The sequence below is a fragment of the Henriciella sp. genome (genome assembly GCF_029936995.1).
Lineage (GTDB): Bacteria > Pseudomonadota > Alphaproteobacteria > Caulobacterales > Hyphomonadaceae > Henriciella.
On sequence record NZ_JAPYRE010000003.1, the window covers coordinates 286,553 to 299,891 of the forward strand.

At 57.4% G+C, this 13,339-nt stretch carries 12 protein-coding genes; all 12 read left to right on the top strand.

Features of this window, described 5'->3' with window-relative positions; translation table 11 throughout:
- The 12 genes from Q1K31_RS08590 (at position 1) to frr (ending at position 13,298) form a co-directional block, all read left to right on the top strand.
- Positions 1-774, top strand: coding sequence for a type III pantothenate kinase (locus Q1K31_RS08590; protein ID WP_300378778.1), 774 nt, complete (start codon positions 1-3; stop codon positions 772-774).
- Position 775: 1 nt separating this feature from the next.
- Positions 776-2,455, top strand: coding sequence for a ribonuclease J (locus Q1K31_RS08595; protein ID WP_300378780.1), 1,680 nt, complete (start codon positions 776-778; stop codon positions 2,453-2,455).
- Positions 2,456-2,464: 9 nt separating this feature from the next.
- Complete coding sequence (gene mce / locus Q1K31_RS08600) at positions 2,465-2,896, top strand: methylmalonyl-CoA epimerase (protein ID WP_300378782.1); 432 nt, start codon at positions 2,465-2,467, stop codon at positions 2,894-2,896.
- Positions 2,896-3,138 carry a DUF1467 family protein gene (locus Q1K31_RS08605; RefSeq protein ID WP_300378784.1) on the top strand — a complete coding sequence of 81 codons (243 nt, stop codon included), beginning with the start codon at positions 2,896-2,898 and terminating at the stop codon, positions 3,136-3,138. The genes mce and Q1K31_RS08605 overlap by 1 nt, the downstream gene beginning before the upstream one ends.
- Positions 3,139-3,235: 97 nt before the next feature.
- On the top strand, positions 3,236-4,555 hold the full coding sequence (gene proS, locus Q1K31_RS08610) for a proline--tRNA ligase (protein ID WP_300378786.1): 1,320 nt from the start codon (positions 3,236-3,238) through the stop codon (positions 4,553-4,555).
- Positions 4,555-5,826 (top strand): lipoprotein-releasing ABC transporter permease subunit, encoded by a 1,272-nt coding sequence (locus Q1K31_RS08615; protein ID WP_300378788.1) that lies wholly within the window; start codon positions 4,555-4,557, stop codon positions 5,824-5,826. Before proS ends, Q1K31_RS08615 begins: the two co-directional genes overlap by 1 nt.
- Positions 5,826-6,512 (top strand): ABC transporter ATP-binding protein, encoded by a 687-nt coding sequence (locus Q1K31_RS08620; protein WP_300378790.1) that lies wholly within the window; start codon positions 5,826-5,828, stop codon positions 6,510-6,512. Before Q1K31_RS08615 ends, Q1K31_RS08620 begins: the two co-directional genes overlap by 1 nt.
- 62 nt (positions 6,513-6,574) lie before the next feature.
- On the top strand, positions 6,575-9,994 hold the full coding sequence (gene dnaE, locus Q1K31_RS08625; protein ID WP_300378792.1) for a DNA polymerase III subunit alpha: 3,420 nt from the start codon (positions 6,575-6,577) through the stop codon (positions 9,992-9,994).
- 138 nt (positions 9,995-10,132) lie between these two features.
- The gene (gene rpsB / locus Q1K31_RS08630) at positions 10,133-10,954 is read left to right on the top strand and encodes a 30S ribosomal protein S2 (protein ID WP_300378794.1); all 822 of its coding nucleotides are present in this window, start codon (positions 10,133-10,135) and stop codon (positions 10,952-10,954) included.
- 31 nt (positions 10,955-10,985) lie between these two features.
- On the top strand, positions 10,986-11,900 hold the full coding sequence (gene tsf / locus Q1K31_RS08635) for a translation elongation factor Ts (protein WP_300378796.1): 915 nt from the start codon (positions 10,986-10,988) through the stop codon (positions 11,898-11,900).
- An 88-nt stretch (positions 11,901-11,988) separates the two neighbouring features.
- Positions 11,989-12,726: a UMP kinase gene (gene pyrH, locus Q1K31_RS08640; protein WP_300378798.1), complete on the top strand. Its 738-nt coding sequence runs from the start codon at positions 11,989-11,991 to the stop codon at positions 12,724-12,726.
- 17 nt (positions 12,727-12,743) lie between these two features.
- Positions 12,744-13,298, top strand: a complete 555-nt coding sequence (frr, locus tag Q1K31_RS08645; RefSeq protein WP_300378800.1) for a ribosome recycling factor — start codon at positions 12,744-12,746, stop codon at positions 13,296-13,298.
- Positions 13,299-13,339 lie beyond the last annotated feature (41 nt).

A 13,339-nucleotide genomic window follows, 5' to 3' on the forward strand; every position in this document is an offset into this window, starting at 1 on the left:
GTGCTGCTTGCGATTGATGTTGGCAATACCAATACGGTTTTCGCCCTGCATGATGGTGAAGACTGGGTCGCCATGTGGCGGAGCGCGACAGATCCAACGCGTACGGCGGACGATTATCTGGTCTGGCTCGGACCGCTCATGGATATGCGCAAGGTATCGGTCTATGACATCAATGCCTGCGTGATTTCCTGCGTTGTCCCGCAGGCCCTGTTCAATTTCCGTAACCTGTCGCGCCGGTATTTCGGTATCGAGCCGCTGGTCGTCGGCGAGCCGGGGGTCAACCTCGGCGTACCAATCCGCATTCCGCGTCCCGAGCAGGTTGGTGCGGACAGGCTTGTTGCCGCCATTGGGGCACATATCGCGTATCCGGGGCCTCTGATTGTGATCGATAGCGGCACGGCAACAACGCTTGATATTGTCGGCGCCGATGGTGGTTTCGAAGGGGGGATCATCAGCCCCGGTATCAATCTTTCCATGCGTGCATTGCACGATGCGGCTGCGCAGCTGCCACGTATCGCCATTCAGCGACCGGAGAAGATCATCGGGGATTCAACCGTTGCCGCGATGCAGACGGGGGTTTTCTGGGGGTATATCGATCTCATCGATGGTCTTGTGCGGCGTGTGAAGGACGAGTACGGCGATCCGATGACAGTGATCGCCACAGGAGGTGTCGCTTCCCTCTTTGAAGGGGCAAGTGCCACCATAGATCATTATGACCAGACCCTTATGGAATCAGGGCTTCTGGAAATCTACAGACGCAACAGCAAAGGCTGACATGCCAAATCTGGACACGCCCGAACTCGTTTTCCTGCCTCTCGGCGGATGCGGCGAGATCGGTATGAATCTGAATGCCTACGGATATGGACCGCCCGATGACCGGCGCTGGATTCTGGTTGACCTGGGTGTGACCTTTGGGGACGACACCACACCAGGTATCGATCTTATCTGTGCCGATCCGGAATTCATCGCCGAACATGCAGATAATATTGATGCGATCTTCCTGACACATGCGCATGAAGATCATATCGGTGCGGTTGGTCTGCTATGGCCACGCCTCCAGGCACCGCTTTATGCGACGCCATTTACGGCGCACCTCGTGGCCGGAAAGCTCGCAGAGCGTGGACTGGCTCATGTGGATGTGAATGTTGTTCCGCTGGAAGGTGAGGTCGAGGCCGGGCCATTTACGGTGAGATATGTCACACTCACCCACTCCATTCCGGAGCCGAATGCGCTTGCGATTACAACGCCGTCCGGGACGATCCTTCACACAGGTGACTGGAAAATCGATCCTGACCCGCTTCTTGGGGAGGGCGTGGATGTTGAGGGTCTGAAGCGTCTCGGTGACGAGGGCGTGCTTGCGATGGTCTGCGACAGTACGAATGTATTTGTCGAAGGCGAAAGTGGATCGGAAGCAACGGTTAGACGTAACCTGATCGAGCTCGTAGGTAGCCTGGAGGGGCGTGTCGCCGTGGCGACATTCGCTTCGAACGTAGCTCGTGTTGCAACGGTGATTGAAGCCGCGAAGAAAGCCGGACGCAGTGTCTGCCTTGCCGGGCGCAGCATGCACAAGATTGTCGATGCCGCGGTTACAACAGGTGTCCTCAAGGATTTGCCGGACCTGGTTGATGAGGCGGATGCCGGATCGTTCCCATCTGACAAGATCCTTTATCTCTGTACGGGCAGTCAGGGAGAAGAACGTGCTGCGCTTGGGCGGATCGCCAATGGCACGCACAGACATCTCTCACTGGGCGAGGGCGATACGGTGATTTTCTCATCCCGCGTCATTCCCGGCAATGAGAAGGGCATTTTCGAAATGCAGAACACGCTCGCTGAAAATGGCGTGCGGATCATTACCGACAGGATGACCACCGAGCCGATCCACGTATCCGGTCATCCCGCACGCGACGAGCTTGAGCGCATGTACCAGTGGGTGCGTCCGCGCATTGCAGTTCCAGTACATGGCGAGCGCCGGCATATCATGGAGCACGCAGCATTCGCGCGAACCATGCAGGTTGCCGAAACGGTTACGCCGCGAAACGGGGACATGATCCGGCTATCGCCGGGCAAGGCAGAGCGGATTGATGTCGTTCCGAATGGCCGGCTTCATCTCGATGGAAAGCGTCTGGTTCCGGCCGGTTCTGAGGGCCTGAAGGAACGTATCGCGATTTCCAAGTACGGTTATGTAACGGCAAGCGTCACTTTTGACGAAGCTGGCAGCATTGCAGACGGGCCTTATCTCGCGGCACGTGGCCTTTCGGAAGAGGATGGGAGTCTAGCTGACGAGTCCCTTGATGACCTGGAAGAGGCCTGCGACGAAGCGCTGGACGGTTTGTCACGGCGCAAGAGGCTTGACGACGAGACAGTCGAAAAGGTTCTGGTAAAGGCTATCAAGCGCAAGTGCGAAAGCGTTTTCGGGCGAAAGCCGCTCGTCGACGTTGCCATCATGAGAGTGTGAGGAAACGAGATGTCGAAGGAATTCAAGCTGGGGCCGCTAAATCATGTGGGCGTCGCGGTGCCATCCCTGCCGGATGCGATTGAGACGTATAGGACTCTCTATGGCGCAACAGATATTACAGAGCCCTTCGATATGCCGGCCCAGGGCGTAAAGGTCTGCTTCGTCAACCTGCCGAACAGTCAGATCGAGCTTATCGAGCCCCTGAACGAAGAAAGCCCGATCCATAATTTCATCGAGAAAAATCCGAAAGGCGGCCAGCATCATGTCTGCTTCGAGGTTGATGATATTCATGAAGCCGTGGACGTGATGAAAACGCGTGGCGCAACGGTACTTGGCGAACCGCGCATTGGTGCCCATGGGACGCCGATCGTCTTCGTTCACCCCAAGAACACGAACGGGGTGCTTGTCGAACTCATGGAGACCCCGAAAGGCGATCACTGATGAACCTGGTCGGCGGCGTCGTCATATTCCTCATTTCCTGGTGGATTTGCCTGTTCGTTGTGCTGCCGATCGGCGTGCGTGGACAATTCGAGGAGAACGAGATCGAGGACGGCACAGAAGAGGGCGCGCCGGTCAGTCACATGCTGCCGAAGAAAATGGTCTGGGCGACGATCGGGGCCATAGGGTGCACCGTTATTGCAGGGCTGATCGTAATCCCGCTGTTGCAGTATTATGGAGCATAGTGATTGCCTGGCCGGCATTGCACGCACGCACTAGCCAACGGCGGCAACTCCAAATAACACAGGATCAAACCAGAACCGCTCCAGAGTTTTCAAAATCATGCGACTTTCGCGCTATTTCCTGCCTGTTTCCAAGGATGTGCCCGCTGATGCGGCCATCGTCTCACACCAGCTGATGCTGCGCACCGGTATGGTGCGCCAGAACGGGGCGGGGATCTATACTTGGCTACCACTTGGGCATCGGGTGCTCCAGAAAATCGAACAGGTCGTGCGCGAGGAAATGGACAGGGCCGGAGCCATCGAAATGCTCATGCCCACCATCCAGCAGGCCGAGCTCTGGCAAGAGAGCGGGCGGTATGAGGATTACGGCAAGGAGATGCTGCGCATCACCGACCGCCACGACCGGGACATGCTGTTTGGCCCGACCAATGAAGAGCTGATCACGGATGTCTTCCGGACTTATGTGAAAAGTTACAAGGCGTTGCCGCTGAATCTTTATCATACACAGTGGAAGTTTCGCGACGAGATTAGGCCGCGTTTCGGTGTCATGCGCGGGCGCGAGTTCCTGATGAAGGATGCCTATTCCTTCGACCTTACGGAAGAGGATGGCCGGGCCAGCTATAACCGGATGTTCTGCGCCTATCTCAACACCTTCGACCGGCTGGGCCTGACTGCCATCCCTATGCAGGCGGATACAGGCCCGATAGGGGGCGATCTCAGCCACGAGTTCATCATTCTGGCCGAAACTGGTGAGAGCGCGGTGTTCTGCGACAAGGACATGCTGGACTTGCCTGCGCCGGGGCTCGATCTCGACTTCGACAGTGATCTCTCAGGTGAAGTTGCCAAGCGTACGACTTATTATGCAGCAACAGACGAGATGCATGATGAAACCGAGTTCGCGAAGATACCCCAGGAACGGCAGGTCTCTGCGCGCGGCATCGAGGTTGGTCATATCTTCTTCTTCGGCACAAAGTATTCCGAACCGATGAATGCCACGGTCCAGACCGCAGAAGGGGGCAGTGTGCCCGTCCAGATGGGCAGTTATGGCATCGGGGTTTCGCGTCTTGTGGGCGGCATCATCGAGGCCTGTCATGATGAGAATGGCATCGTCTGGCCGCAATCCATTGCGCCATTTGAGGTTGGCCTGATCTCCATGCGACCGAAGGATGAAACCGTCTCCAAGGTGGCAGATGAGGCGTATGAGACGCTGAAGGCTGCCGGGTTTGATGTGCTTTATGACGAGACCGACGAGCGGCCTGGCTCCAAGTTCAACCGGATGGACCTTATTGGCCTGCCTTGGCAGATCATTATCGGACCACGTGGCATCGAAAACGGTGTGGTCGAGCTCAAGAACCGCAAGAGCGGGGAAAAGAGCGAAGTGGCGCTGGAGAAGGCCGTAGAAATGGTGAAAGCTGGCTGATGAGCAAGTCCGCGCCTTTCGGTCAGGTCGAGCGGGCGCTTGCCTGGCGCTATCTGCGAGCACGGCGCCAGCATGGCGGTGTATCGCTCATCTCCATCATTTCCTTCTTTGGCATTATGCTGGCCGTCATGGCGCTGATCGTCATCATGTCCGTGATGGCCGGTTTCCGTTCGACACTCTTGAACGCGCTGCTGGGAGGCCAGGGACATGTCTTTGTGCAGGTACAGGACTATCCTGCTGGCGATGTCGATGACCTGACAAATCGGATCATTGAACTGCCGGGCATCAACACAGCTTCGCCTATCATTGAGCAACAGGTGCTCGCCACATCGGATGCAGCGCGCACAGGAGCTGTCGTTCGTGGGGTGCGCATGGCCGATCTCGACAAGCTGCCATATCTCGATGGCGGGGCATCGCAGGCAAAAGCGGCTGGGTTCGGCGATGGCCGCAATGGTGGTGATGTCGTCATGATCGGGGCGTTTCTCGCTTCTGACCTCGGCGTTCGGCCGGGTGATGAAATTACTCTGGTGGCGCCGGAGGGAGCTTCTACGCCGTTCGGTGTTTCTCCGCGCAGCAAGACCTACACAGTAGGCGATACATTCACGACAGGCAGCGTCGAACTCGACAAGCTTTATGTCTTGATGCCGATGCCGCAGGCACAGCTCTTCTTTAACAGTAAGGGGGAATACCAGCTGATCGATGTGCGGATCAAAGATCCCATGAAGTCAGAACAGGCCATGCGCATGATCAATGAGGCGACAGGCGGGCAGTATTATCTTCAGGACTGGAAGCAGCAGCGTGCCTCTTATTTCAACGCGCTGAACGTTGAACGCGGCATGATGCGGGTCATCATGCTGATCCTGATCACAATTACCGCGCTAAATATCATTACAGGCGTTGTGATGCTGGTGAAGAACAAGACGCGTGACATCGCCATATTGCGCACAATCGGCGCCACACGCGGGGCGATCATGCGGACCTTCATCATGATCGGTGCGATTCTGGGCCTGACCGGTGCCCTGATTGGTCTTGGTCTCGGTGTGTTGATTGTCATCAATATCGATGCTGTGGAGGCGTTCCTGAGCCTTGTGATGGGCCGGGAAATCTTTGCTGCCGACGTTTATGGGCTTGATGGCCTGCCAGCTGAACTGGACTGGGGCGAAGCACTGTTCACAACGCTCTGGGCGATGAGCATGTCCATACTTGTAACGATCTGGCCGGCCTGGAATGCGGCCAAGCTTGATCCGGTCGACGCGCTGAGGTTCGAGTAATGAGTGCGGCTGTACTGGAACTTCGTGGGATCGTACGGGAATACCGGACCGGACCGAATACGCTCAAGGTGCTCGACAAGGCGGACCTCGTGCTCAATCCCGGCGAACTTGTCGGCCTAGTCGGGCCTTCGGGCTCTGGGAAATCCACGCTGCTGCATACCGCAGGCTTGCTGGAACGGGCAGAGGATGGAGAAGTGCTGCTCGATGGTGAGTCCGTGCTTGAGCTGTCGGATGGTGTGCGCACACGGCTTCGCCGGGAGAAGCTCGGTTTTGTCTACCAGTTCCACCACCTGCTTCCCGAGTTCGATGCTTGCGATAATGTTGCCATGCCCCTCATGGTGAACGGGGTTAAGCGTAAGGCCGCCAAGGAGAAAGCCGAGGCGCTGCTGGAAGAGATGGGGCTGTCTGATCGCTCTCATCACCAGCCGGGCGCATTGTCTGGCGGGGAGCAGCAACGTGTCGCGATCGCCCGCGCTCTGGTGAACGACCCCAAGCTTGTCATTGCGGACGAACCGACCGGGAACCTGGACCCGGCGACGACTGACCGGGTTTTCAAAAGTTTGATAAGGATCGCACGAAGCGAAGGGGCCGCGGTTTTGGTCGCTACACACAACATGGCCCTTACACGCCACATGGATCGTGTGCTCACCCTTGAAGAGGGAAAACTCACAACCTTTGAAGGCTGACCCGTCGACTCGGGCTAACAAAGGGGCATACTCGATCTCTTCCCGCAAAGGAGGCAGGCCCCTTGTCTGATCCGGTCTTCATCCATCTGGCAGTGCGTACGAGCTATTCCCTGCTCGAGAGCATGATTACGTCCAAGGACCTAAAGGGCTGGGCTGTAAATAACCGTGCGCCTGCTGTCGCCGTGACGGACCGGAATAATCTGTTCGGGGCGCTGGAGATTTCCGAAGACCTTGCCGGAGCTGGTGTACAGCCGATCATGGCCTGCTGTTTTGATGTCACGGATGGCGGGCATAATGAATGGCTGACGCAGGTTACTGCCTATGCCCAGAACGAGACCGGCTACAGGCGGCTCATGGAGCTTTCCTCATATGCCTATCTCGAAGCCGAGGATGGTGTTGCACGCCTGAAGCGGGAGCACCTTTTTGAAAAGACCGAGGGGCTGATACTTCTAACAGGCGGCGTAAAAGGGGAGGCCGCTCAGTATATCCTGAAGGGCAAGCCGGCTGAAGCTGAAGCCGTCCTGTCGGAGTTTTCCGCCGCTTACCCTGGACGATGCTATGTCCAGCTGACCCGGCACGGTACCGCTGATGAAGTGCAGAGTGAGCCGGGCCTGGTAGAGGCTGCCTACAAGCTGGATCTTCCGCTCGTAGCGACACATGATTCCCGTTTCATGAAGCCCGATGATACACGCGCGCACGATGCGATGATGTGTATCGCGAACGGGGAGTATCTCGGCCAGGATGACCGGCAGCGCGTTTCACCTGAGCAGTACCTTAAAACGGCTGACGAGATGGCGGTCCTGTTTGAGGATATTCCGGAAGCACTGGCCTCTACGGTCGAAATCGCGAAACGCTGCGCTGTAAGGGCGCGCAAGCACGATCCGATCCTGCCGCGGTTTGGGGACGGATCCCGGTCAGAGTTCGAAGAGTTGCGGGTTCAGGCCGAAGACGGGCTGGCGAATAGGCTGGCTGAGGTTCCAAAGCTCTATGCTGAGCGCAGTGCGTATGAAGAACGTCTCGCCTACGAGCTTGGCATCATCGAGAAGATGGGATTTCCGGGTTACTTCCTGATCGTCGCTGACTTCATAAAATGGGCGAAAGAGCAGGGTATTCCCGTCGGGCCGGGGCGCGGGTCTGGTGCCGGTTCAGTGGTCGCGTGGGCGCTGACAATCACCGACCTCGACCCGCTGCGCTTCGACCTTCTTTTCGAACGTTTCCTGAACCCTGAGCGTGTGTCCATGCCGGACTTTGACGTCGACTTCTGTCAGGAGCGGCGCGGGGAGGTTATCCGCTATGTGCGCGACAAGTATGGCGCGGAGAGTGTCGCAGCGATCATTACTTTCGGCACATTGCAGGCCAAGGCTGTCGTACGTGATGTCGGTCGTGTCATGCAGATGCCTTATGGGCAGGTTGACCGGCTGGCTAAGCTGATCCCGTTCAACCCGGCCAATCCGCCCAGATTGCAGGATGCGATCGATGAGGAGCCGAAATTCCAGGACGAGATCGCGCAGGACCCCCGTGTCGACGAATTGCTGGAAATTGCCCTGTCCCTCGAGGGGCTTTACCGCAATGCCGGGACGCATGCTGCCGGTGTCGTGATTGGTGACCGTCACCTGACAGAACTCGTGCCACTCTATAACGATCCGCGGTCCGACCTTCCGGCAACCCAGTTCAACATGAAATGGGCAGAGTCCGCCGGACTGGTGAAATTCGACTTTCTAGGCCTGAAGACCCTGACGGTCATTGACCGGGCGCTGAAGTTCATTCGGCGGGATGGGCGCGATGTCGGGCCGGAGTGGGCGGCCATGAACGATCCTGAGACCTATGACCTGATGGCGAGCGGTAATACGCTTGGTGTGTTCCAGCTGGAAGGCCAGGGAATGCGCGATACACTGCGCAAGGTACGTCCGAACAATATCGAGGACGTCATTGCCATCATCTCGCTCTACAGACCCGGGCCGATGGACAATATTCCAACCTATGTTGCAGGCAAGGAAGACCCCGCAAACGTAAGTTACCAGCATCCGGACCTCGAGCCGATCCTGGAGGCGACCTATGGCGTTCCCGTCTATCAGGAACAGGTCATGCGGATGGCGCAGGAGATTGCGGGTTATTCGCTTGGCGAGGCCGATCTGTTGCGCCGGGCCATGGGCAAGAAGAAAGTCGAGGAGATGGTCGCCCAGCGTGAACGCTTCCTCAAGGGGGCAAAGGAGCTGAAGGGTATAGAGGCGCCGCTCGCCAACGAAATCTTCGATACGATGGAGAAGTTTGCCGGCTATGGCTTCAACAAGTCACACGCTGCGGCTTATGCCCTTATTGGTTATCAGACCGGCTATCTGAAACGCCATTTCCCTGTCGAATTCCTGGCGGCCTCGATGAGCCTGGATATTCATAACACTGACAAGCTCGCTGCCTTCGTTCAGGAGGTGAAACGCCTGAAGATCGAACTTGTCCAGCCTGATATAAATCGTTCTACCGCCGACTTCGATGTGCAGGATGGCGCGCTTGTGTATGCGCTTGGTGCACTCAAAGGTGTGGGACTGGAAGCCATGCGCCACGTCGAGGCTGAACGTGAAGCCAATGGCGCTTTTGAGTCGCTTCACGATTTCGCCGAGCGGGTTGATCCGAAATCGGTCAACAAGAAGTGTATCGAACAACTGGCCAAGGCCGGGGCGTTCGACGGGCTCGAGCCGAACCGGGCGAGTGCACTGGCGGCAGCGCCACTTCTGTCGGCCGCTGCCGTTTCTGCTGCGGAGGACCGCGCAGGCGGGCAGGGCGGTCTGTTCGGGGAAGCGGAACCTTCGGTGAGGACTACACTTCCACAGGCGGCGGCCTGGAATGGGCAGGACAAGCTCGATCAGGAGTTTGCGGCGACAGGCTTCTTCCTGAGTGGGCACCCTCTCGATGATGTACTCGACAGTCTCGAGGATGGCCGGATCACCATGGCCGCCGAGATTGGTGACGTTGCTGTTGATGGACGGCCGCTGGAGCTTATTGGCGTTGTACGCAGGCGCGTTGAGAAGATCTCCCGTTCGGGTGGTAAATTCGCGTTCCTGACACTCTCCGATCCGACGGGCGAGGTCGAGCTGATGGTCATGCCGGAAGTGCTGGAAATGTACCGGCCAATGCTGGAGGCAGGGGAGAGTGTCTGTGTGACGGTAAATGTGCGCCGCCAGGACGAGGAGATACGCCTCAGTGCCAAACAGGTTACGCCGATCGAAAAAGCCCGGATTGGCAAAAAGGCAAAAGCGCTGATCGTACGCCTGTCGAGGGGGGCGAACTATGAGGAGATATCGGCGGTCGCCGACAGGCTTCTCAGCGCACCAGGCGCAGACCGAGGGGCTATTTATCTTGATCTGCCGCTGGCAGACGGCCGAACCGTTACGATCAAGCTTCCTCACGTCTACGCAACCGGTCTGGAAGCTCTACGTGCGCTGAAGATGGCATCCGGTGTTGCCCGGGTCGATACACGCGCCGCCTGAACAAGAACGGTTGCGCGACAGCGCAAAATTTGTATAAGCCAGCCGCATCAACCCCCGATGCGCGGGCAATCCGGTGTTGATCTCAGTGGTTTGAGATCGATAGCGCCCGTGCCGGTCAACCGGAAGAGGAAATTAGATATGGCACTGCCTGAATTCTCCATGCGCCAGCTGCTTGAGGCCGGCGTCCACTTTGGTCACCAAACGCACCGCTGGAACCCGAAGATGAAGCAATTCATCTATGGCGACCGTGCGGGTATCCACATTATGGACCTGTCCAAGACGGTCCCGATGTTGCACCAGGCTCTGGTCCAGGTTCGTGATACCGTGGCGCAGGGTGGCCGTGTGCTGTTCGTCGGCACGAAACGCCAGGCCGCGCAGCCGATCGCTGAAGCAGCGCAGCGTTGTGCGCAATACTATATGAACCATCGCTGGCTCGGCGGCACGCTGACAAACTGGGCGACAGTTTCGAAGTCGATCAAGCGCCTGCGCGACCTCGACGAAATCCTATCCGACCGCGAAGGCTCGGGCCTCACCAAGAAAGAACTGCTCGTTGTCGAGCGTGAGCGCGATACACTGGACCGTGCGCTTGGCGGGATTGCCAATATGGGTGGTCTCCCGAGCCTCATGTTCGTGATCGACACGAACAAGGAGCAGATCGCGATCAAGGAAGCCAAGAAGCTGGGTATTCCTGTCGTTGCCGTGGTCGACACGAATTGCGACCCGGACGATGTGGACAGCCCGTTCCCGGGCAATGATGACGCGGCCCGTTCGATCGCGCTTTATTGTAACCTTGTTGCTGATGCTGTCCTGGATGGCCTGGCTGAGTCTTCGGCCGGCCTGGGCATTGATCTTGGTGAGTCGGAAGACATTACCGAGCTGACCGAGGCCGATGTTGCTGCCGCTGAAGAAGCTGGCGGCGAAAGCTCCGGCGAGGACAAGGAAGTCAAGGCCGAAGGCTGAACCCAATCACACTCTAAAAGGGATCTTTGAGATGGCACAGATTACAGCCGCTCTGGTCAAGGACCTGCGCGACCGCACGGGCGCGGGGATGATGGACGCCAAGAAGGCGCTCGTCGAGAATGACGGCGATATGGAAGCAGCAATCGACTGGCTGCGTACCAAAGGCCTGTCGAAAGCAGCCAAGAAGTCCGGACGCACTGCTGCGGACGGCCTCGTGGCCGCCGTGCTTTCGAGTGACGGCAAGACGGGCGCGCTCGTCGAGCTGAATGCCGAAACCGACTTCGTTGCGCGGAACGAGAAGTTCCAGACAGCCCTGACCCAGATTGCCAACACGGCTCTGGAGACGGATGGCACACTGGAATCTCTCCAGAATGCCAAGGCACCGCAGGGCGATGGTACGGTGACTGATATGATCACCGGCCTGGTTGCCACGATCGGCGAAAACATGACGCTTCGTCGTGTCGCAAAGCTGGAAGCGCCGAACGGTCAGGTTGCGTCCTACGTCCATAGTGCTGAAGCACCTGACATGGGCAAGATCGGTGTGCTGGTCGCTCTAGAGGGTGGCGATGCTGACAAGGTGGCTGATGCAGGCCGCAAGGTTGCGATGCACGTTGCAGCCACAAGCCCTGCTTCAGCGACAACTGCCGACCTTGACCCGGAGCTGGTCGAGCGTGAGCGTCAGGTCCTGACGGAGCAGGCACGCGAAAGTGGCAAACCGGACAATGTCATCGAAAAGATGATCGAGGGCCGCCTCAAGAAGTTCTACAAGGAAGTTGTTCTTGTCGAGCAGCCTTTCGTGATGGACCCTGACCAGACGGTTGGTCAGTACATCGAGAGTGAAGGTGCAAAGCTGATCGGCTTTATCCGGTTCACGCTTGGTGAAGGCATCGAGAAGGCTGAAGACGACTTCGCTTCTGAAGTTGCCTCCATGACATCAGGCTCCTAGGCCGCAGATTTTGCACTGAAAGATCCCGGTTGCCCATGACAGGCAGCCGGGAATCCTTTACCAGCAAATCTGTTCCTCGGAGTTCAACATGCCTGATGATACTGAAAGCCCGGACAAGCCTGTCTATGATCGCGTCCTTCTGAAGCTTTCAGGCGAGGCCCTGATGGGGCCTTCCGAATTCGGCATACATATGCCGACCTGTCTCGTTTTTGCAGAAGAGATTGCTTCCGCGATCAAGACAACCGGCGTCGAGCTTTGCCTTGTTATCGGGGGTGGTAATATCTTCCGTGGTCTGCAGGGGGCCACAACTGGCATGGAACGCGCCCAGGCCGACTCCATGGGTATGCTTGCCACGGTCATGAATGCCCTGGCTATGCAAAGCGCTCTTGAGCAGATTGATGTGCCGACGCGTGTACAGTCTGCCATTCCGATGGATACGGTGTGCGAACCCTATATCCGCCGTCGTGCGATACGCCATATGGAAAAGGGCAGGGTCGTCATCTTTGCGGCTGGTACGGGTAATCCCTATTTCACCACAGACACGGGAGCCGCACTCAGGGCTGCGGAAATGAACTGTGACGCCATGTTCAAGGGCACGCAGGTCGACGGTGTATACTCGGCTGATCCCAAAAAGGATGCCACAGCTGAGCGCTATGAGAATCTGGGCTATCAGGAAGTATTGGCGCGGGACTTGCGCGTCATGGATGCCTCAGCCGTAAGCCTGATGCGGGACACGAGTATACCGATTGTGGTATTTTCCCTGCATAATAAAGGCGCTTTGGAAGACGTCCTGCTTGGGCGTGGCCCGTCAACGATCATCTCCTAGATTGAGAGAGCTTTGATATGAGTATCGACAAAAAAGACATTGAGCGTCGTATGGACGGCGCGATCAATTCCCTTCACTCGGATCTGGCTGGACTGCGCACGGGCCGGGCATCACCGAACCTGCTCGATTCCGTTATGGTTCCGGCCTATGGGTCCTCTATGCCTCTGAACCAGGTTGGCTCTGTGTCCGTGCTTGATGCGCGCACGCTGTCAGTCAACATCTGGGATAAATCTGTCGTTGGAGCTGCTGACAAGGCAATTCGCGAGGCGGGATTGGGGCTCAACCCGGTTGTCGATGGAACCAATCTTCGCGTGCCCATCCCGGTTCTGAATGAAGAGCGCCGTGCTGAACTTTCCAAGATTGCCGGCAAGTATGCTGAGCAAGCCCGCGTCGCTGTGCGTAACGTCCGCCGTGACGGAATGGACCAGCTGAAAAAAGCCGAGAAAGATGGCGATATCAGCGAGGACGAGTCGCGGAATCTTTCCGAAAACGTCCAGAAACTTACCGATGAGCATATCAAGCGCATCGATGAAATCGTGAAGGGTAAAGAAGCGGAGATCATGCAGGTTTGACGGTAGAGCGTGCCTCGTCCAATTCTGCCGGATTCAACGAC

Bases quoted from the DNA above. Each gene is read 5' to 3' on its own strand.
- Q1K31_RS08605 (WP_300378784.1), top strand. From the start codon at position 2,896: ATGAACCTGGTCGGCGGCGTCGTCATATTCCTCATTTCCTGGTGGATT.
- Q1K31_RS08595 (WP_300378780.1), top strand. From the start codon at position 776: ATGCCAAATCTGGACACGCCCGAACTCGTTTTCCTGCCTCTCGGCGGA.
- Q1K31_RS08615 (WP_300378788.1), top strand. From the start codon at position 4,555: ATGAGCAAGTCCGCGCCTTTCGGTCAGGTCGAGCGGGCGCTTGCCTGG.
- proS (WP_300378786.1), top strand. From the start codon at position 3,236: ATGCGACTTTCGCGCTATTTCCTGCCTGTTTCCAAGGATGTGCCCGCT.
- tsf (WP_300378796.1), top strand. From the start codon at position 10,986: ATGGCACAGATTACAGCCGCTCTGGTCAAGGACCTGCGCGACCGCACG.
- pyrH (WP_300378798.1), top strand. From the start codon at position 11,989: ATGCCTGATGATACTGAAAGCCCGGACAAGCCTGTCTATGATCGCGTC.
- rpsB (WP_300378794.1), top strand. From the start codon at position 10,133: ATGGCACTGCCTGAATTCTCCATGCGCCAGCTGCTTGAGGCCGGCGTC.
- Q1K31_RS08620 (WP_300378790.1), top strand. From the start codon at position 5,826: ATGAGTGCGGCTGTACTGGAACTTCGTGGGATCGTACGGGAATACCGG.
- mce (WP_300378782.1), top strand. From the start codon at position 2,465: ATGTCGAAGGAATTCAAGCTGGGGCCGCTAAATCATGTGGGCGTCGCG.
- frr (WP_300378800.1), top strand. From the start codon at position 12,744: ATGAGTATCGACAAAAAAGACATTGAGCGTCGTATGGACGGCGCGATC.